Below are 18482 nucleotides of genomic sequence, written 5' to 3'. Positions count from 1 at the left end.
GGTGTCTAAGGTTATATGTATTTACATATTTTTCTGTGAGGATGTATGACTTACAATTGTGTCAAAATTGCTGCTTTAACCATTGGTATGACTCTGGGGATGAGTTTTGTTGCTAGCCCCGCAATTCCTGTGGAGTCTATCAGAGTGGATGCACTCATGAATATTTGCGATTTTCCTTGTGTTAGTTATGACATCTGGAATCAGCCATATGTTTAAGAATCGAATTTGACTTAATTAGCCTATTCACAGCAAGCTACTATGATTTTGGTTTCAGCTTGAGCATGTCACACCAGTCAGTCAAGACTCACTATATAAAAAGACAAAACCACACTGATTTATAAGTTTTTATCCCTAATCAGCATGGGTTGTTTTTTAAGTCAATTGCTTGATTTCTAAATATTTGGCATCAAGATATTCCTGGAGTATAGCTTGCTGGTTTTTGCATTCATTTTCATCAATGAGATTTAATTGATGTCCGATGAGGTGATCAGCTTCATTGAGCCAAAAGCTTAAAAATTCATCATGTTGAGCCATTTCGATAATTTCCAAAATTCGCTGCGCTTCAGATTCAGATAATGTTTCTAATAACGCTAGTTGAAAATATTCTTGAATAAGTTGTTGATTTTCTACAGTCAATGAAAAACTCGAATTATTGATGTCTATTAGCATTATGGAGAACCTTTCTCAAAATTAATGTGCATTATGGACTGGCGCAATGCAAAAAATTATGCTTTGACGCTGCGTAGTATCCTGTAGGCGATCGCCTTAACTGTGAAATGCTGTTTGTATGTCACCTTAATATAGTGAATGTTCAAGATGATTTGTGACGGCTATGGATATGAATTTTGGTTATCTAGGTCACAAAAATGGGTTAAAAATCACTAAATTGTGAAGATTCAATCATTTTTACTTGTCTTTGCTTTGATTTGATTAATTTAACCAGGAGTCCACACTAATGATGGAGCGCTTTTTTGAAGAGTTCCAGGTTTTACTTAATTCTGGAAGTCCTTCTGGCATATCCATGCTAGCGTTTATTAAACGCAGCCTCAAACAGTTTAACTTACTTGAGTGCTATAGCCCCTCAGAAATTCTCAGCGATGCATTTATGCGCGGTGTCGAACGAATTGAACGAGGCGAGCAAATTGAAAATCCCCTTGCTTGGATTCGAGCAACTGCGTTTAATATCATTCGGGAACGTAGTCGCAGTAAGGCAAAGGTCTTACAATTGGAAGAAAGTTGGTTAGAGTCTTCCGCCAGTAATGGAGTTACAGCCAATGAGGAATTGACAGAAAATTTCCAGTGGGTAGAAATGGCATTAACAATGCTCAATCCAGATGAGCAAGAGTTATTGACACTGAAAATAATTGATAATTTATCCTGGAAAGAAATTGTTGAGCGATATCAGGATCGAGGTTTTACCGATGTTAGCGAAGGTACATTACGTAAACGCAAAGAACGCATTCTGAAACGGCTTCGCAAAATATATCATTCGCTGGAACTGCAAATCATCATTCAAAACCAACTTTATCACTTGGAATCAAGTCATAAGATGATTCAATCTGCACCGATGAGGCAGAGGTTAAACAAAGATACATTGACACGTTGGAAGGATATAATTTCAGCTTACCAAAGGTATGCCTGCGAGAATCAAAACTGCTATCCCACAACATCTGTATCTGTTAACCCATTTTTTCTGCCGCGAAAATCAATATCCGCTTCGCTGTTGCGAGACAAAGATTTTCGAGGTCAAGCATGTTTATACTTTATTTGTGATGCCACTGCCAATATTGTTCTTTATGTGGGGGATACTACACGGACATCTGAACCTATGCAGGGTGTATATGATTGTCATCGGTATATTGAATGTTACAAAGATATTAATAGTGAGCATGGCTTAAAGACTGCACTCGAAATCGCATATTTGAGTAATTCTCCAGAGGGAAATCCTCCCCGTCATGAGTTTGCGTCAACGTTGATTAATGAGTGGAAAACTCCTTTGAATAAAGAAAATTGGCTCTGTTAAGGTAATTAGATAGGGAATGGTGCGTTACGCTCCGCTAACGGCACCCTACTTTTGTATTTAAACGTTACCGACTAACTGCTGACTGCTGTGTCACAACTATTTCAGTATTGGAAATTTTATCCTTTCTGCCTGGATTGGCAGCTAACTCTGCGGGTGCTACACTGACTGCACCCCAATCTTTGACTAAACTAGTTAAAAATATATCCTGCTGTTTGCGGAATTGTACTAAGTCGCCGCTAAAATTCATAATTGCAAACCAGACTGTACCTTGTTTTTGTGTTGGGATTGCCCCAACTAAGGCGCTAGTGGTATCTAAACTACCTGACTTGACGACGGCAAATTTTGGTATGCCACGGGGTTTCAAAATTCCTTCATCCTCGCCAATGACTGTAAAGACATCTGCAACAGTCATATTTTGCTGTTTGAGGTGTTTTTCAATTGCCCGAAACATGGCAATCGCTGCACGGGGAGAAATTTTGTTTTCGTAGGTTAACCCGGAACCGTTGATGAGATAAATTTCATTTTGCGGTACTTCTGCGGTGGTTGCGGCTATTTGAGCCACCATTGGTGCTCCACCAACTGAGTCGGCAAGCATATCCGCCATCGCATTATTGCTGAAATTATTCATTTTTTTCAATAATTCAGCTAGGGGATAGGAGTTGTGGCGCACTAATAGTTGAATATTTGCGGGTGCTGTGGCTAAGGCTTTAACTTTACCATTGATAACTATCTGGGGTTTGGGTGTTTCCGGTGGTAATGATTTATGGGCGTTAACAACTTGTCTATTCCAGGTTTGGCTATTTAATGCCATTTTGAGGAGATTACCAACTGTGGATGGATTGCGACTAAAGTTCATATAAAACTTGTCAGCAATAATTAAATCACCTGTAATTTCTTTGATACCCATTTTCTTGAGGGTATTACCTAAAGCGATCGCTTCTTCCCAAACGAAAAATGGGTCTTCGCCACCTTGAATCACTAAATCGCCTTTAAGGATTCCATCTTCAATTATACCAGGTGTGCCCACTTGCGTGACAAATACATGCTCTGCTCCGAAAGTTTTTAATGCTGCTAAGGTTGTGGCGACTTTACTGATAGAGGCAGCAGTAATTGGGGTAGTACCTTGATGATTTGCCAAGAGTTGCTCGCCAGACTGCATCCAAATTCCGTGGCTTTGTTGAGCAGAGCCGTAGGGAGCGAGGGATTTAACGTATTGTAAAGCTTTCGCATTTGTTGCTGGGTTGGAATTATCCGGGGGAAAAATTAAAGGTAATTCCGGTTTGGGGATAGGTGCGACGGCATTCACGACATTTTGTTGTGAAGGAGATTTTTTCGCAGATGAATCCGACAGCGAACATCCGCCCGCAAGTGCCAGCAATACACAAGATAGCGCAGTAGTAAAACTAAGGGATTTGTGCATAATTTGGGATTTGGGTTACTTCAGCGATAATCCACAGGAGTCAGTTGGCGATCGCCCAGTTCATGACAAATAATACAAGGGAAAAGGAAAAAGGGAAAATAATATCTAATCACCCATAACCTCAATGAATACACCGAGTCATGCGATCGCTAATTTAGCAATTCTGATTGCACCCACACAACCCCAAGCCACAATTGCCATCGTTGTTGGTGCAGTTTTACCAGATTTACCCATGTTTTTGATGTATTTTTGGGCAAAAATCATCCGTCGTCAACCGGAAACACGAATTTGGACGGAAATCTACTTTAGCCCTTTTTGGCAAAATATAACTCACGGATTTCATTCCCTCCCCCTAATCTTGATGGGGATAGTTGTTGCACATCATTTTGGTTTTGGACAAATTGAAATGATTCTCCTTAGCGCTTTGCTACATTGTCTTGGTGACTTGCCTGTTCATCATGATGATGCCCATAGGCATTTTTACCCTTTCAGTAATTACCGATTTATTAGTCCCATTTCCTACTGGGATGTCAAACATCACGGTAAAATAGTCAGTCTGATAGAGAAGTTATTAGTTTTAATCGCCAGTATTTATATTTTCCCGCTACAGCAATCTTTGATAAGCAAAGGACTCATTATTGCTGTAAATTTGATTTATATGGCTCTATTTTTATATTTTCGCGTTTTTAAGCGTTTTCATGCATCTAATTCTGTCACGTTTAAACAGTAATAATACGAGTCTGTATTGTTCGTATCATTCAATTTTAATACTTCGAGTTGACTTATTTAGAATTGCCGAAAAACAGAAATCGAAAACAGGCGATCGCAATAAAAATTATTTATCAATAAATCATCAAAATCAATAGTTTTATAATAATCTCAAATGTCAGCAAGTTATTTTTTTAGCTAATAAACTACGGAAATAAAAAATAAATTAAAGCAAAACATGATGATTACGTAAAAATCATAATTTGGGTATTTTGTCTATTTACTTATGTAAATAATTAAGATGATTAGTGGCATTAATTTTTTATATTAAAAAAAATCCCCGCACTGAAGTTTTTTTGTTATGCTTGCTGCAATTATCTTGTATAAGTCTCGCTGTTAGTTGGTTTAGCATTGTGTTCCCCAATTTGGATTGATTTGTTTCCATTCCATGCTGTAACTACCAATTAGCGAGGAAAACTGTGACTCAAGCAGCAGTATCGCACGCAATAATTCAGGTGCAATCTATGATTAATGACAACGCTTTAGTTCTGGACATCAAAAAATCAGAGGACTCAAACCGACTGCTGTCTCATTTACCTACATTGTCAAGTCAGAGTGCAGGTTGGAACCATATTTTTCTGGCTCACTATCAAACTTCAGCCCACGAATGTCCAGAACATTATTATTCCCATCATCTGCTGTGGTTAAACTTAAATTATCAAGATTGTTCATTACAACTTAAGTCACGCTTGGGTGGTAAGTTTGGCAAGTACGAAATTAGTCGCGGCAGTATCGGCATAGTACCAGCAAATATCCAAAACTGGATGGCATGGAATCAGAATGCCGAGTTTTTAATTTTGGCACTTTGTCCGGAATTTGTGAAGCAAGTATTTCATGAATTGATGGATGACAGTAATATGGAATTAATTGCCCAAGTTGCCATTACCGACTCTCTAATCGAGCATATTATGTTAGCCCTAAAAGCCGATATTGAGTCCGAATATTCACTGGGAAATATTTACGCAGAATCTCTAGCTGCAACTTTAACAGTACATTTGTTAAAACACTACAGTGTCAAAAAACGACAGTTGCCAAGCGATACAGAAGGTTTATCTAGCTACAGGCTTAAGCAGGCGATCGACTATATTCAAGCCCATCTGGAAGAAAATATCAAGTTGTCGGAAATTGCCGCAGCAGTTGGCATGAGTCAATATTATTTCATTCGCCTTTTTAAACAGTCGATGGGGATGACTCCCTACAATTATGTGATTGAACAACGTTTGGAGCGGGCAAAGCAAATGCTAAAACATCAAGATTTAGCTCTCGGTGAAATTTCTGCGCGTTGCGGATTTGCCGATCAAAGTCATTTTACACGTTATTTTAAACGTCAATTTGGTGTCACCCCCCAAGCAATGCGAAACAGCTTACATACAAATCATTTGACATCCACAAACTGTCAATACCTTCAGTTATTATTGCCGCGAATGAGTTTTGGGAAAATCGCAAGTTCATTCTAAAAAGAGCAGCATTTTTCTATACAACTTGCCATGATAACTCTTAAATTAGGGTTATCGTTGCATCATTAAACTGTTGTATAGCGAATATAAACTTAAACAAAAAGTGTGACGGATATATTCTGAAACTGAACATCTTGCGTCATTCTCAACAAAACCAAAAACCGGGTTTATTAACCAAAAATTGAGTTTTTAACGCGCAGCCTTGGTTTTTCACCCAGGTGCAAGAATCAGTTCTTCCCATTTCTCCTTTTTTTGGCGCATGAGCGTAAAAAAGGGGTTTTCTCCCTCATTGTTATCAACATCCATCCAAATATCGGGAGTTAGATATGCTTGCGAACACCACAGAAAATATCATCCACAAATATTGGAAACGTGGCAACAGTAAAATGAGATGTATGGAGAGTCAGCACACCTTTTCTTTTGGCGGTTTTTTTGATGTGGAACAGATGGGATTTAGATGTTTGCAAGTAATTAATGATAATTATCTCTATCCCGGACATGAATTTTCTTGTCAAAATCATGGCAATACAGAAATTATCACTTACGTAGTACAAGGAACACTTGAACATCAAGATAGTTGGGGAAAAAAGTCATTAATTGAAGCTGGAGAAGTGGGAATCTCTACTGCAACAACAAGTATGAGTTATAAAGTATTGAACCCTTGTAGGTTCAAATCAACTCACTTTCTCAATATTTGGATTAATACTAATCATCAAATTCAACCAAAATATCAACATAAATATTTACCGATAGAGGAGAATAGTGGAAAACTATTACTATTAGCAGCCTCTGATAACAGTAATGCGTTGATGAAAATTAACCAAGATATTCAAATATATAGCTGTTATTTACAGGCGGGAGATTATATCAAATATAATGTAAAACCCCATCGTTATGGTTGGTTATACATGGTGCGAGGAGTTGCTGTATTTAATCGTAAATTGTTAGTAATGGGTGATAGTGTACAAATTATTGATTCACAGCCATTAACCATTACAAGCGAATTCTCTGCTGAATTTTTGTTGTTTGATATGCCATAAAGTAATTTTATTTATGTATTTTTCGACACTTTGGGGGACATTGTCAATTAAATAAAACTATTGTCACAAAGATAAATAACACATATATGTTCATGTGTTTTTGCAGAATCAATCGCCAAAATTATTGGTCATCCATGCTGGAATAATTCAAATCTTTGGCGGTTTTAATATCAGCAAAGTATACATTAGTATTACAGTAAATAACAGAATAGAAAATGTGTTGATTATTGGTAAGTTGTTTTTGGCTGCTGATGGAATCTTGGGTCAACAGTAGTTTCTCCCGGAAATTTACATGCAGATAATAACAATCTATAATTGCTCTGGATTAATACCTTTTTCCTGCAATTTTTGTAATAAATCTTGATAGCGCTGTCTTTCTTGTTCTAATTGTAAAAGTGCAGTATCAGCACGTTGACGTTCTTGTTCTCGTAGTTGTGCAAGTTCAACAGAGGTGAGAAACTTTTCTCCATCGGGGCGATAAATTTCCAAGGTTTGAGGTGTGAGTTGAAAACGTATACCCAAACGAGGACTAACCCAACCATGCATATCTTCAATTACTTCTAAACTATTTTGCGGCGCTTCTTGACTTCGCAACCAGCCATTACAGTCAATTTTATCAGGGTCGTAGATATAAGATTCTTCAACTCCATAGCGATCGTAAAATTTAAACTTCTTTGCCATTTCCTTGAGGGTATTACCAGGAGAGAGAATTTCAAATACTACTTGTACGGGTATATTTCCCTCTTCCCATTGTTTATAAGAACCCCTATCTCCTTTGGAAACTCCAAAAACAACCATGACATCAGGAGCTTGACGAGTTGTTTCTCCAGCGATGGGATACCACAACAAATCACCAGCAACAAATACATCCGACTGCGACGCAAATAGAATTTCGAGATTCTCTTTAATTGTGACTATCCATTGAAACTGTTTGGTATTATCAGCTATTGGTTGTCCGTCGCTATCGGGGTAGATGATATTAGTTGCAGAATCTTGTGTGATTATCATATGCGATCGCACTACGCTAAGAGTTGCAGTCGGGTGTTATTTATAGTTTATCTAGTTTCGATGACATGGTTAATTATTGTTTTCAAAAATAACGCAGGCATGGAGAGACAGAAATTTATTTGATGTGTTGCCAGATTTTGGCAGAAACAACATAACTCATTTGTAAATAACCCTCAGATAGCATTATTTCCATACCTTAGCTAGAAGCGATCGCCTAAAAAATCAAGTAATCTAAACCTTGTTGCTTGCATATCAGGAAAACGCCTGTGGTTCCAATTCGCGATAATAATCCCACGACAATTACACCCTATGTCACTTTTGGGCTAATTGCAATTAATGTACTTGCTTTTATTTATGAGTCGAGCCTGCCGCCACAATACCTAAACGGATTCATGCATGTGTTCGCTGTTGTTCCCCGCGAACTTAGCCTCAGCTTTACTGGTGTTGCTGTCAATCAACCAATTCCCGAATGGGCGACATTAATTACCGCTCAATTTCTGCATGGTGGATTGCTACACTTAGGCGGAAATATGTTATTTCTCTGGATTTTTGGTAACAACGTTGAAGAAAAATTAGGTCATATTAAATACTTAATTTTTTACTTAGGTTGTGGTATTCTAGCATCATTGACACAGTGGTACTTTGCCCAAGGTTCAAATATTCCCAACTTAGGTGCAAGTGGTGCGATCGCAGGTGTCATGGGTGCGTATATCCTACGTTTCCCCCAAGCTGAAATTATCGGTGTTGTTCCTTTAGGCATCTTTTTTCCTACTTTTAGAGTCCCTGCATATTTTTTTCTAGGTTTTTGGTTTCTCCAGCAAGCATTGTATGGTTTCGCTAGTTTAGAAACACCTACAAATATCGGCATGGAAAGTGGTGGTATTGCTTATTGGGCACATGCAGGTGGTTTTGTTTTTGGTGCCATTCTTGCTCCTATATTGGGCTTGTTTAGCGATAAAAAACCAGAAGAGGAGTATTTGTACAAGTAAATATCAGTATGATTGTAGAGATAGAGATGCATGACAATTTCAGTTTTATGTAATTGGTTAATTAAGGCATTTAACAAGCTGGAAAACTAATGATAGTGCATCTCCCCCTCTCAAACTAATATCATCAATAAGTAAAAAATGAGCATAATCAGCACAATATTTGTTAAGCAAACCCTCAATATACATTGAGGGTTTTAAATTTGATATTTATTTGACTGAAATGTTCTAAAGTTAATTTGTTTTCTGGTTCAGAAAAATTGCAAATGTTTAATTGTGTCACTTCTCTGCTTGAAAAAAGAATATCTTTTATTTGCTCGCACCCATGAATCCCTCAACACTGAGATTGAGGGATTAAACTGCTGATAAAACTTCTCGATGTTTTTGTTTAAAGTAAATTGGTCGTTTTGATTCCAAACTAACAACTTTTGATGCGTAGTATCCTTCCTTTTCCGGCAATATAGGCATGGTTTGCCAGCAATTACGGCAAAACCAGTAGACTTCATTTCCACGAATGTGTCGTAGCAAAACGTTGGAACAACAAGGACAATTACTCATGGCTAAAACTCAAATTATGACAACCATACAAATTAGAAACTTTTGAAACTGCTTCATCATTTGTATATGATTAACCATATTTTCTAAATGTGAGGAAGTTGTGAAGAGTATTGCTTTTGTAAAGGATTCACAATATTTCTTAACTTTACGATATGTATTGTAATCATCAGCATCCCATCAGCAAATTGCCCTCGGAGAAGTTAAGAGTAATACCAATACGGTTCAGTTAAGGTTATCAGTCAATCGATTTGTTGAGAACCAAGACTTGGGGGATTCTCCCCCAAACCCCCAATTGGGGGACGGTTGCGTCCCCCAAGCCCCCTCCAAAAAAGTTGATCTGTTTTATTTGCAGTAATTGATTTTATTCTTAACTGAACTGTATTGAGAGTAATACCGAATCAAGCTTCCTTCACAATTTCCTCAAATTCTGGTTGTATATTTTAATTAGTGTCAGGAGTCATGATTTATTGCCTGGAATTGCTTGTTGAAAGACGAAGACGGAGGTGCGATTATGTTTGACGCTTCAGTATATGACCTCATTGGCAAGTATATATTTTGGAAAGTTTGTGTCTTGATTGTCTTACTACTGTTATTGTGGGCTATCACTACCATACCTATTTTTTAGTGACGACAAAAATCTAACTTGTCTTTACCTGCCACAATGTTAATAACACCCATATGATCAAACTAAAACAGCAAAAGATAATCATCTATGCAAACCCAAGTAAAAATTCAGCAACGTAACTGGAAACCCATCATTAAAGAACTCGAAGTGGCATTAGGTGCTAAAAACGTCATTAAACGTCAAGAAGAACTGATTACCTACGAGTGTGATGGGTTAGCTAGTTACCGCGAACGTCCGGCACTGGCGGTACTTCCTCGTACTACCGAACAAGTCGCCGCCGCAGTGAAAATATGCAATAAATACAATCTTCCTTTTATTGCACGCGGTTCGGGCACGGGATTGTCAGGTGGTGCTTTACCCGTTGAAGACTGTGTGTTAATTGTTACTTCCATGATGCGACAAATCTTGAATACTGATTTGGAAAATCAACGTATTGTTGTTCAGCCGGGAGTCATTAATAGTTGGGTGACACAATCCATTAGTGGTGCTGGTTTTTACTACGCACCTGATCCTTCCAGCCAAATTATTTGTTCGATTGGTGGGAATGTGGCAGAAAATTCGGGTGGAGTCCATTGTTTGAAGTATGGTGTAACAACGAACCACGTTTTCGGCTTGAAGATTGTCACACCGGAAGGTGATATTGTCGATTTGGGTGGACAAGTTCCGGAAATGCCTGGTTATGATTTGACGGGTATTTTTGTCGGTTCGGAAGGAACTTTAGGTATTGCGACGGAAATTACGCTACGAATCCTGAAAACTGCGGAATCTATATGTGTTTTACTGGCTGACTTTACCAGCGTTGAAGCTGCTGGGGCAAGCGTTGCTGATATTATCAGCGCCGGGATAATTCCCGGTGGGATGGAAATCATGGATAATCTCAGCATTAATGCGGTAGAAGATGTTGTGAAAACAAATTGCTATCCTCGCGATGCTGTCTCGATTTTATTAGTAGAAATCGACGGTTTGGAAGTTGAAGTTGCAGCGAATAAGCAACGTGTAATGGAGATTTGTCAACGAAATGGGGCGCGAAATGTGACTTCGGCTGCCGATGCTGAGATGCGCTTAAAATTGTGGAAAGGACGAAAAGCTGCTTTTGCTGCAGCTGGACATATCAGCCCCGATTACTATGTTCAAGATGGGGTAATTCCGCGTACACAGTTACCTTATGTATTGAAGGAAATTGAGGAATTAAGTCAAAAGTCGGGATATCGGATTGCGAATGTTTTCCATGCGGGTGATGGTAATTTACATCCTTTAATTCTCTACAATAATGCGGTTCCCGGCGAGTTAGAAAAAGTAGAAGCAGTTGGTGGCGAAATTCTCAAGCTGTGCGTGCGAGTGGGTGGAAGCATTTCCGGAGAACATGGGATTGGTGCCGAAAAACGCTGTTATATGCCAGATATGTTTACTGATGCAGATTTAGAAACAATGCAATGGGTACGAGAGGTTTTTAATCCTCAAGGTTTAGCAAATCCTGGTAAGATTTTTCCGACACCACGTACTTGTGGGGAGGCAGCACAGGCAATGGCGAGTGTATCCAAAAAATTGGGAACGATTCCAGGTGTGGAAAGGTATTGAATTTTGATTATTTTCTCCTCTCCACTTCAAACCCAGTCGGACAGGTGGCTGGTTTGTCTTCAGAAAATTGAATATCTGACCATTTGGGCAAAATCCCTTTATTCTCTTTACTGATACACTGAATTGAAGCTAAGTTCGATTTATTGCCTTTAGACTTTAAGGTGTGAATTAAAGCGATGTAGCTTTTAAAACGAGAGCCTTTGGTAATAGCTGCTGCCATCGTTGCTTTCCCACTCGGATGTATAAAACTGCGGTAAAGATAACTATCTGTTTCGCTAGGAATATCTTGCCAATCTTTTTTGAAACGATTGTGTTTTCTGTGATATCTCACTTGTTCCTCAGCCATTGCTAGCATTTTGCTTAAAGCTTGTTCTGGGGGCGATTTTTTTTCTATGGCGGAGATAGGTTGATTTCCGCCCATCGAAACTCTAAATCCAACTGGGCAAGCAGGAGTATCATTTGCAGGTATTTGATAATTTGCCCAGATGGGAAGTTGAGGTTTAGCTTCGCGACTTTCGCACAAAGTTGCTAAGGTGGTGGTTTCCGTTTTATTTTGCAGTCTGAAATTATAAGTACGGACTAAGCCGATATAGCTTTTATATCCATTGCTTTTAGGTACGGCAGCTTGCATCACTGCATTGCGCTGGGGGTGTAAAAAAACACGAAATTGGTAAGAGTTATCAACTGTGTCCACAGGATTTACTGCTAGTGCTTTGATGTCATTAGTAAAGCGATTATTTTTGACATAATAAGCTTGTTGGGCACGGTTCATCGCCACAACTATTTGTTGAGCATAGTTTTGAGTGGCGTTGATGTTAGTTTGTGCTTGACTGAGGCTAATTTGCGATACCATGACCCAATTTATACTGAGGGGAATTACTAGAAAGCGATACAGATGCATCATAACTGATTAAACTTAGTAAAATTGGTTACTTTGCTGGCAAGAAAATAACTATTGCGATCGCAATATTACCAGGACTCACACAAATATGACATCAACTTCTGATGTTTGAGTTCATTAAGTTAAATATGCGTAACATAACTGAGTTTTGGGGAATTCTCATATTTACTATGACCAACTTTAAGATATCGTCAAAATAGTTTGCACAGATACAACTTTTTTTTCAATCTCATGACACAAGCAATTTCTCTGAAAACAAGTCAAAAATTAAACCTCCAGCCCCTCAACATGCCGAACCGTTTGTTATTGGGTCCTGGTCCTTCAAATGCTCACCCGGCGGTACTTGCAGCTATGAATACAGTACCAGTAGGACACCTCGACCCCACATTTTTAGCTCTGATGGATGAGATACAATCGCTACTACGGTATGTGTGGCAAACTGATAACCCGATGACGATTGCAGTTAGCGGTACGGGAACCGCAGCCATGGAAGCGACTATTGCCAATTCTATTGAACCGGGTGATGTGATACTTGTAGGTGTCATGGGTTACTTTGGTAATCGCTTGGTAGATATGGCGGGGCGTTATGGAGCCGATGTCCGAACCATTACTAAACCTTGGGGACAAGTTTTTAGTTTAGACGAGCTAAAAACTGCCATTGAAACCCATCGCCCTCGTATTCTCGCCCTTGTCCATGCCGAAACCTCAACAGGTGCTTGTCAGCCGATGGAAGGGGTGGCTGAACTATGTCAAAAATACGGGACATTGTTATTAATTGATACAGTAACCAGCTTGGGTGGCGTGCCGATTTTCCTCGATGAATGGGGCGTGGATTTAGCCTATAGTTGCAGTCAGAAGGGCTTGGGTTGTCCTCCGGGTGCATCACCATTCACAATGAGTGCTAAGGCAATGGAGAAGTTACAAAACCGCCCGACAAAGGTGCAAAACTGGTATCTTGATATGAATTTGCTGGGTAAGTATTGGGGTAATGAGCGGGTATACCATCATACTGCGCCTATTAATATGTATTATGCTTTGCGGGAGTCATTGCGGTTAATTGCAGAAGAAGGGATTGAAAATTGCTGGCAGCGTCATCAAAAGAATGCAGAATATCTGTGGGAAAGCATGGAAAGTCTGGGTTTAACAATGCATGTGGACAAGCAATACCGTCTGCCAACACTGACAACTGTTCGTATTCCTGAGGGTGCAGATGGAAAAGCGATCGCACGTCGGTTATTGGATGAGTATAATGTTGAAGTTGGTGGTGGTTTGGGAGAACTTGCGGGTAAGGTGTGGCGAGTTGGCTTGATGGGTTATAATAGCCGTCCTGAAAGTGTGGATACTTTGGTTGATGTGTTGCGCCAGGTTTTACCGAAGTCATAGGAAATTTTTGTAGTAGCGCTGTCTTTGCTCAAAATATTTGTAGTGCTTTAGCGCTACTACATCAGCATAAACTGAGTTTCTTTAGTCTTAAATTTAGAAATGTGAATTAAATCCAGTGCAAAATTAGAGTGATGTTAGCGCAACATCACGCACTATTTCGTATTCCTTCAGAATAGGAAGTTATTAAATTTCCGTTCCTGATTTGATACATAAAGTCTATTAATATTAAGTTCAGTTAACTCAGTTATTATTAATTTTTCTGTGCGTCCCCCTATCTCCCAATCTCCGCGTCAGTTTTCTCATAATTATTTAGGCAACCTGATATAAATAACTCCTAAGCCCCCATGCCTGAATACCTCTTCAAACCTGCACGCCACAAAATTCGATTTAAACCCAAAAATAATAATGTCCAACCTATCATCATTGCAAATCCTCTCCCAATATCTGTGGGCAATCCCACCAAAATGCTGACGGGGAAATCAATTAGATAAGGAAAAGGTGTACATAAGACAGCAGCACGTACAGGTTCAGGAAATACTTCCAAAGGAGCAATTAACCCTGATAAAAATAAATAAAATAAGAACCAAAAATTCTCTAAAGCACTTGCCCGTTCCGTCCAGAAAGCAAACATGGCAAAAGTATATTGAATCACAAAACGTAGAGTAAATGCTAACAGGATTGCGATTGTAAATAGGCAGATTTGTGAAAGACTCGGAATCCAAAAAGCCTGGGGGTAAAGGAGAAAAAATAGAGCGATTAATAATATTATAAACGGCATTCGGGCAGCACGCTCAGAGATATGGGAAGTCACATGATGCCAAGCTGGGTCTAAAGGCTGCAATAATCGAGATGAGAGCTTACCTTCAACAACTTCCCGTTCAAATTCCCAAATCACCCATACCATCGTAAATTGCCGCACCAAAAAAACAGCCAGAAAGTAACGGGCAAAATCTACAGGAGTCAATCCAAATTGTCCACCTTGTGATGCCTGAATCCATACCCCCATTAAAATAATTGGTAGCGAACCCGCCAAAACCCATAAAATCAATTCAGCCCGGTACTCTACCATGTAAGCGTAGTAAACCGATAATAGTGTTTTTGCTTTCTTCCAAATCATATTTGCTTAATCGTTAATGGTTAATTGGAAACAGGTACTTCTCTACTCATAAGCCAACAGTTGTTACTCAGAACTTGCTTAAACAACTCCAGCTGCAAATACTCTACCAATTACTTCCTCAACAGGAGGTTCTGTCACAGTCAAATCCATTACCTCAAAATCAGAAAGAATCCGTGATACTACACCGGTTAATTGTTCCTGGGCGACGATAAAACAAGCCGATCGCCCTTCAACATGCTTGATATCACCGTAAAATTTCAGTTTTTCTTTAGATATTGGCTCTGCCAACTCTACATGTATCTCCCGATACGGAGCAAAGCGTTCCAATAACCCATCTAAGCTGCCATCGTACATCAAAGTGCCTTGATGAATCATTAATACTCGTTCACAGAGGGCAGTAATATCAGCCATGTAATGACTAGTTAAAAGTACCGTGGCTCCATAACGTTGATTATACTGGCGGAGAAACTCGCGGACACTAACTTGAGCATTCACATCCAAGCCTAAAGTCGGTTCGTCCAGAAACAGAACTTGAGGACGGTGTAACAATGCTGCCAGTAACTCAGCTTTCATCCGTTCGCCCAAAGATAACTTGCGTACTGGTTGAACAAGCTTGCCATCCAATGACAGCATCTCACTTAATTCTCCCACCCTTTCCCAAAATTCGCGATCGCTAAGTCCATAGACTGCGGCATTAATTTTCAGCGAGTCCAACGCTGGTAAATCCCAAATCAACTGCTGCTTTTGTCCCATCACCAGGGTAATTTTTTGCAAAAAACCCTCTTGTCGGCGAAATGGTATATGTCCCGCCACTCTGACATTGCCACTAGTGGGATGAATTAACCCCGTGAGCATTTTCAACGTCGTCGTTTTTCCCGCACCATTTGGTCCCAAAAAGCCAACAACCTCACCAGGGGTAATTTCAAAGGACACATCTTGAACCGCGCGAATTTGACGGTAAGTGCGCCGAAAAAAATGGGATACTGTACCTTGAAACCCTGGCTCTTTGACAGCTATGGGGTATGATTTGCTCAAATTTTGAGCAATAATTATAGACATATATTTGTTCGGCAGCGATGCACAAGCAAAATTGATTCTATTAGTAATAGTAATATATTCTTTGCAGCAACAGTAGTTTGCAAACAGGAGAGTTGTCAAATGTACGCTGATAGCGATATCAAAAATCAAACTCAGGCAATTGTGATTGGTGGAAGTATTGCTGGGTTGCTAGCAGCACAAACATTATCACGATATTTCCATCAAGTGATAATTATCGAACGCGATCGCCTTCCCAATCAACCCGAATCCCGTCATGGTGTTCCCCAATCCCAACATTTACACGCTTTCCTCAAACAGGGGCAAAATATTCTCGAAGAAATTTTTCCGGGTTTTAAAGGCGAATTAACTGCCGCAGGTGCGCCACTTGTGGATGTGACAAAGGATTTTCAATGGTTTGGTTGGCGAGGTTTACATCTGCAATTCTCATCGGATTTTACTATTCATTTGTGTAGTCGGAATTTGGTAGAGCATCTCATTCGTCGCCGTGTAGAAGCAAATCCTCAAGTTAAATTTGTTCGGGGAATCGTAACAGGTTTACTGACAGACTCCCAAGAAAATATCACAGGAGTTAAGTGGCGAGTTATCCCAGACAAAGAACAGGAAACAAGCAACGAAACCGAGCAAGCTGCTAACTTAGTCGTAGATGCCAGTGGGCGCAATTCCCAAACGCCAAAGTGGTTGACGGCAATGGGTTATGTACCTCCAAAAGAAACCAAAATCAACCCATTCTTAGGATACGCCACTCGTTGGTATGAGTATAAAGAATCACTGTGCCCAGGTGTCAAAGGTGCGATGACGTTATCGCAAGCACCCGACAAGAAACGCAGTGCAGTTTGGTTAGTAGTCGAGGGAAATCGCCTTGTCATTACATTGGCAGGTATCGCCAAAGATTATCCTCCCACAGATGAAGCGGGATTTTTAGAATTTGCCAAAAGTTTGCGATCGCAGCAAATTGCTCCTGTGGGAGTACCCCGCTACCTAGACGAATTAATTGCTGATGCTCAACCAATATCACCAATTTACGGGTATAAAAATACTGAAAACTGCCGCCGACATTACGAAAAATTAACTAAATTTCCCGATGGTTTGATTGTTATGGGAGACGCATTTTGCTGTTTTAACCCCGTTTATGGGCAAGGAATGACAGTTGCGGCTTTGGAGGCAGTTACATTAGATCAATGCTTGCAAAAATATGTTTCCCAGGGTGCTAATTCTATACCGATGCCAGGTTTTTCGCGTACCTTCCACCGCAAATTGAGTAAAACTGTAGATGTACCCTGGATGATGGCGACAGGTGAAGATTTTCGCTGGCAAAGCACCGAAGGGGGCAAACAGAGTTTTATCGAGCGGATAATGCAATCTTACAGCGACCAAATCCTACTTACAGGTGCAGAAAACCCGGAAATACACCAACTTTTTATTGAAGTTTTTCACCTAGTCGAACCACCCACTGCTTTTTTTCATCCCCACGTGGTGCTAACTGTAGCAAAACGCTGGCTACGAGATGTTTTTGCTCACAAATCCCAGCCATCACCACAACGTTTCCCATCCTTCGAGTAAAGCATCTCCATAACGAAGTGCGATCAATAAATCTACGCAACTGACCAAACGAAGGTATCAATAAATTCCAGGAACTCAGAGATTACTTGTTCTTGAGTTGTGTCCAGGTGACTAAAAAATTTACTACGGTAATCGTGGGACTTCAAGGATGTAACCGTCAAAGCAAAGGAATTTGTATCATGCCTATTGTACTTCAGACACCAAGTCATATATGCAGGAACAGCATGTCGAAAGCCTTTGGCATCCATGAATGCAAAAACATCATGGAATTTCTCAATCCAATCATTGGGAATCTCCTGCCATGGCACTTTACAATCAATTTGACGCGCCTGCATCGAATCTTCATAATCATCTAACGCCCGTGCTTCATGCAGTGAGACTCCATCTTCAAGAACTACATCTTTAAAAGCAACATTAATCTTTTCAATTAGCTCCAATCGAGTTTTTTCAGCGTAGTCATCAATTGTTTGCCAATTGGTGTCTCGCACATCATTAGGCGTTGGAGAACGAACATCCTTCAACCATTGCAACTCACAAGCTCCAAAGGCAATAAAATTTTGTTGCGCCTGCCGCAGACAGACTTGATTAGATCCCGCCCAGCTATATCCACAGGCTGCTCCCATATCCCCATCATCTTCCCAAAAGCATATTGGACAAATGAGGTATGTTCCTGGTGGCTCAAGGTTCAAAGTTCTGTAGCCACAACAAGGGCAAGGGTAGAGCTTCTCAATATTCATATTACCAGTTATAGATAAGTAGGAAGGCGGAATTATTCGTTTTGAGCATTGAGCGCAGTCAAAACTCGGCGATTACAACTCAGTATAAAGCACGTTATAATTTATACTAGTTTGCCGCCACAAAGTTTAAACAACCAAGCGTGATCCCCAAGCGGAGGGAATTGAGCAATTAGAGTCGTATTTAGCCCGTTTGGAGTTGAATTTTGGTTGGTTATTTATCTTTGATATCATGTCCGCCTACATACCCGTAGTAAAACTTATG

General features: G+C 39.8%; 17 protein-coding genes. 9 read left to right on the top strand and 8 right to left on the bottom strand.

Annotated features, from left to right (window positions below; all coding sequences use genetic code 11):
* Nucleotides 1-45: 45 nt before the first annotated feature.
* The gene (locus tag VB733_RS18375; RefSeq protein WP_323341509.1) at nucleotides 46-216 is read left to right on the top strand and encodes a hypothetical protein; all 171 of its coding nucleotides are present in this window, start codon (nucleotides 46-48) and stop codon (nucleotides 214-216) included.
* Nucleotides 217-372: 156 nt separating this feature from the next.
* Here the strand turns inward: VB733_RS18375 and VB733_RS18370 are convergent, their stop codons facing one another.
* The gene (locus VB733_RS18370; protein WP_323341508.1) at nucleotides 373-669 is read right to left on the bottom strand and encodes a hypothetical protein; all 297 of its coding nucleotides are present in this window, start codon (nucleotides 667-669) and stop codon (nucleotides 373-375) included.
* Between the two features lie 286 nt (nucleotides 670-955).
* On the opposite strand from VB733_RS18370, the gene VB733_RS18365 reads away from it, so the two are divergent.
* Nucleotides 956-2023 carry a sigma-70 family RNA polymerase sigma factor gene (locus VB733_RS18365; protein ID WP_323341507.1) on the top strand — a complete coding sequence of 356 codons (1068 nt, stop codon included), beginning with the start codon at nucleotides 956-958 and terminating at the stop codon, nucleotides 2021-2023.
* A gap of 64 nt (nucleotides 2024-2087) precedes the next feature.
* Here VB733_RS18365 and VB733_RS18360 read toward each other — a convergent pair whose 3' ends face one another.
* Complete coding sequence (locus VB733_RS18360) at nucleotides 2088-3443, bottom strand: D-alanyl-D-alanine carboxypeptidase (RefSeq protein WP_323341506.1); 1356 nt, start codon at nucleotides 3441-3443, stop codon at nucleotides 2088-2090.
* A gap of 124 nt (nucleotides 3444-3567) precedes the next feature.
* Between VB733_RS18360 and VB733_RS18355 the strand changes: the two genes are divergently transcribed.
* From VB733_RS18355 to VB733_RS18345, 3 genes are all read left to right on the top strand, one after another.
* Nucleotides 3568-4173 (top strand): hypothetical protein, encoded by a 606-nt coding sequence (locus VB733_RS18355; RefSeq protein ID WP_323341505.1) that lies wholly within the window; start codon nucleotides 3568-3570, stop codon nucleotides 4171-4173.
* 502 nt (nucleotides 4174-4675) lie between these two features.
* A complete protein-coding gene (locus VB733_RS18350) occupies nucleotides 4676-5668 on the top strand; it encodes an AraC family transcriptional regulator (protein ID WP_323341504.1) in 993 nt (330 codons plus the stop codon).
* Nucleotides 5669-5994: 326 nt separating this feature from the next.
* Nucleotides 5995-6708: a pirin family protein gene (locus VB733_RS18345; protein WP_323341503.1), complete on the top strand. Its 714-nt coding sequence runs from the start codon at nucleotides 5995-5997 to the stop codon at nucleotides 6706-6708.
* A 309-nt stretch (nucleotides 6709-7017) separates the two neighbouring features.
* Here the strand turns inward: VB733_RS18345 and VB733_RS18340 are convergent, their stop codons facing one another.
* Complete coding sequence (locus VB733_RS18340; RefSeq protein ID WP_323341502.1) at nucleotides 7018-7716, bottom strand: Uma2 family endonuclease; 699 nt, start codon at nucleotides 7714-7716, stop codon at nucleotides 7018-7020.
* 266 nt (nucleotides 7717-7982) lie between these two features.
* Between VB733_RS18340 and VB733_RS18335 the strand changes: the two genes are divergently transcribed.
* Nucleotides 7983-8705, top strand: a complete 723-nt coding sequence (locus VB733_RS18335) for a rhomboid family intramembrane serine protease (protein ID WP_323341501.1) — start codon at nucleotides 7983-7985, stop codon at nucleotides 8703-8705.
* Nucleotides 8706-9056: 351 nt separating this feature from the next.
* Here the strand turns inward: VB733_RS18335 and VB733_RS18330 are convergent, their stop codons facing one another.
* On the bottom strand, nucleotides 9057-9260 hold the full coding sequence (locus VB733_RS18330; protein WP_323341500.1) for a hypothetical protein: 204 nt from the start codon (nucleotides 9258-9260) through the stop codon (nucleotides 9057-9059).
* Between the two features lie 712 nt (nucleotides 9261-9972).
* On the opposite strand from VB733_RS18330, the gene glcD reads away from it, so the two are divergent.
* The gene (gene glcD, locus VB733_RS18325) at nucleotides 9973-11463 is read left to right on the top strand and encodes a glycolate oxidase subunit GlcD (RefSeq protein WP_323341499.1); all 1491 of its coding nucleotides are present in this window, start codon (nucleotides 9973-9975) and stop codon (nucleotides 11461-11463) included.
* Nucleotides 11464-11470: 7 nt separating this feature from the next.
* On the opposite strand, the gene VB733_RS18320 is transcribed toward glcD, so the two are convergent.
* On the bottom strand, nucleotides 11471-12367 hold the full coding sequence (locus VB733_RS18320) for a type IV pilin-like G/H family protein (RefSeq protein WP_323341498.1): 897 nt from the start codon (nucleotides 12365-12367) through the stop codon (nucleotides 11471-11473).
* A 228-nt stretch (nucleotides 12368-12595) separates the two neighbouring features.
* Between VB733_RS18320 and VB733_RS18315 the strand changes: the two genes are divergently transcribed.
* The gene (locus VB733_RS18315) at nucleotides 12596-13747 is read left to right on the top strand and encodes an alanine--glyoxylate aminotransferase family protein (RefSeq protein ID WP_323341497.1); all 1152 of its coding nucleotides are present in this window, start codon (nucleotides 12596-12598) and stop codon (nucleotides 13745-13747) included.
* Nucleotides 13748-14081: 334 nt separating this feature from the next.
* Here VB733_RS18315 and VB733_RS18310 read toward each other — a convergent pair whose 3' ends face one another.
* Nucleotides 14082-14864 carry an ABC transporter permease gene (locus tag VB733_RS18310; protein ID WP_323341496.1) on the bottom strand — a complete coding sequence of 261 codons (783 nt, stop codon included), beginning with the start codon at nucleotides 14862-14864 and terminating at the stop codon, nucleotides 14082-14084.
* 78 nt (nucleotides 14865-14942) lie between these two features.
* Nucleotides 14943-15923, bottom strand: coding sequence for an ATP-binding cassette domain-containing protein (locus VB733_RS18305; protein ID WP_323341495.1), 981 nt, complete (start codon nucleotides 15921-15923; stop codon nucleotides 14943-14945).
* Between the two features lie 99 nt (nucleotides 15924-16022).
* On the opposite strand from VB733_RS18305, the gene VB733_RS18300 reads away from it, so the two are divergent.
* Nucleotides 16023-17483: a 2-polyprenyl-6-methoxyphenol hydroxylase-like oxidoreductase gene (locus VB733_RS18300; RefSeq protein WP_323341494.1), complete on the top strand. Its 1461-nt coding sequence runs from the start codon at nucleotides 16023-16025 to the stop codon at nucleotides 17481-17483.
* Between the two features lie 32 nt (nucleotides 17484-17515).
* On the opposite strand, the gene VB733_RS18295 is transcribed toward VB733_RS18300, so the two are convergent.
* Entirely contained in the window at nucleotides 17516-18220 is a 705-nt protein-coding gene (locus tag VB733_RS18295) for a DUF6714 family protein (protein WP_323341493.1), read from the bottom strand.
* Nucleotides 18221-18482 lie beyond the last annotated feature (262 nt).

It is taken from the genome of Calothrix sp. UHCC 0171, from assembly GCF_034931845.1.
Lineage (GTDB): Bacteria > Cyanobacteriota > Cyanobacteriia > Cyanobacteriales > Nostocaceae > Brunnivagina.
This window is presented reverse-complemented; position numbering and strand designations above follow the sequence as displayed.

Excerpts from the sequence above, each read along its gene's own strand:
- VB733_RS18340 (WP_323341502.1), bottom strand. The coding sequence starts at position 7,716 with ATGATAATCACACAAGATTCTGCAACTAATATCATCTACCCCGATAGC.
- VB733_RS18305 (WP_323341495.1), bottom strand. The coding sequence starts at position 15,923 with ATGTCTATAATTATTGCTCAAAATTTGAGCAAATCATACCCCATAGCT.
- VB733_RS18365 (WP_323341507.1), top strand. The coding sequence starts at position 956 with ATGATGGAGCGCTTTTTTGAAGAGTTCCAGGTTTTACTTAATTCTGGA.
- VB733_RS18295 (WP_323341493.1), bottom strand. The coding sequence starts at position 18,220 with ATGAATATTGAGAAGCTCTACCCTTGCCCTTGTTGTGGCTACAGAACT.
- VB733_RS18320 (WP_323341498.1), bottom strand. The coding sequence starts at position 12,367 with ATGATGCATCTGTATCGCTTTCTAGTAATTCCCCTCAGTATAAATTGG.
- VB733_RS18350 (WP_323341504.1), top strand. The coding sequence starts at position 4,676 with ATGATTAATGACAACGCTTTAGTTCTGGACATCAAAAAATCAGAGGAC.
- VB733_RS18355 (WP_323341505.1), top strand. The coding sequence starts at position 3,568 with ATGAATACACCGAGTCATGCGATCGCTAATTTAGCAATTCTGATTGCA.
- VB733_RS18375 (WP_323341509.1), top strand. The coding sequence starts at position 46 with ATGACTTACAATTGTGTCAAAATTGCTGCTTTAACCATTGGTATGACT.
- VB733_RS18370 (WP_323341508.1), bottom strand. The coding sequence starts at position 669 with ATGCTAATAGACATCAATAATTCGAGTTTTTCATTGACTGTAGAAAAT.
- VB733_RS18345 (WP_323341503.1), top strand. The coding sequence starts at position 5,995 with ATGCTTGCGAACACCACAGAAAATATCATCCACAAATATTGGAAACGT.
- VB733_RS18330 (WP_323341500.1), bottom strand. The coding sequence starts at position 9,260 with ATGAGTAATTGTCCTTGTTGTTCCAACGTTTTGCTACGACACATTCGT.
- VB733_RS18300 (WP_323341494.1), top strand. The coding sequence starts at position 16,023 with ATGTACGCTGATAGCGATATCAAAAATCAAACTCAGGCAATTGTGATT.
- VB733_RS18360 (WP_323341506.1), bottom strand. The coding sequence starts at position 3,443 with ATGCACAAATCCCTTAGTTTTACTACTGCGCTATCTTGTGTATTGCTG.
- VB733_RS18315 (WP_323341497.1), top strand. The coding sequence starts at position 12,596 with ATGACACAAGCAATTTCTCTGAAAACAAGTCAAAAATTAAACCTCCAG.
- glcD (WP_323341499.1), top strand. The coding sequence starts at position 9,973 with ATGCAAACCCAAGTAAAAATTCAGCAACGTAACTGGAAACCCATCATT.
- VB733_RS18310 (WP_323341496.1), bottom strand. The coding sequence starts at position 14,864 with ATGATTTGGAAGAAAGCAAAAACACTATTATCGGTTTACTACGCTTAC.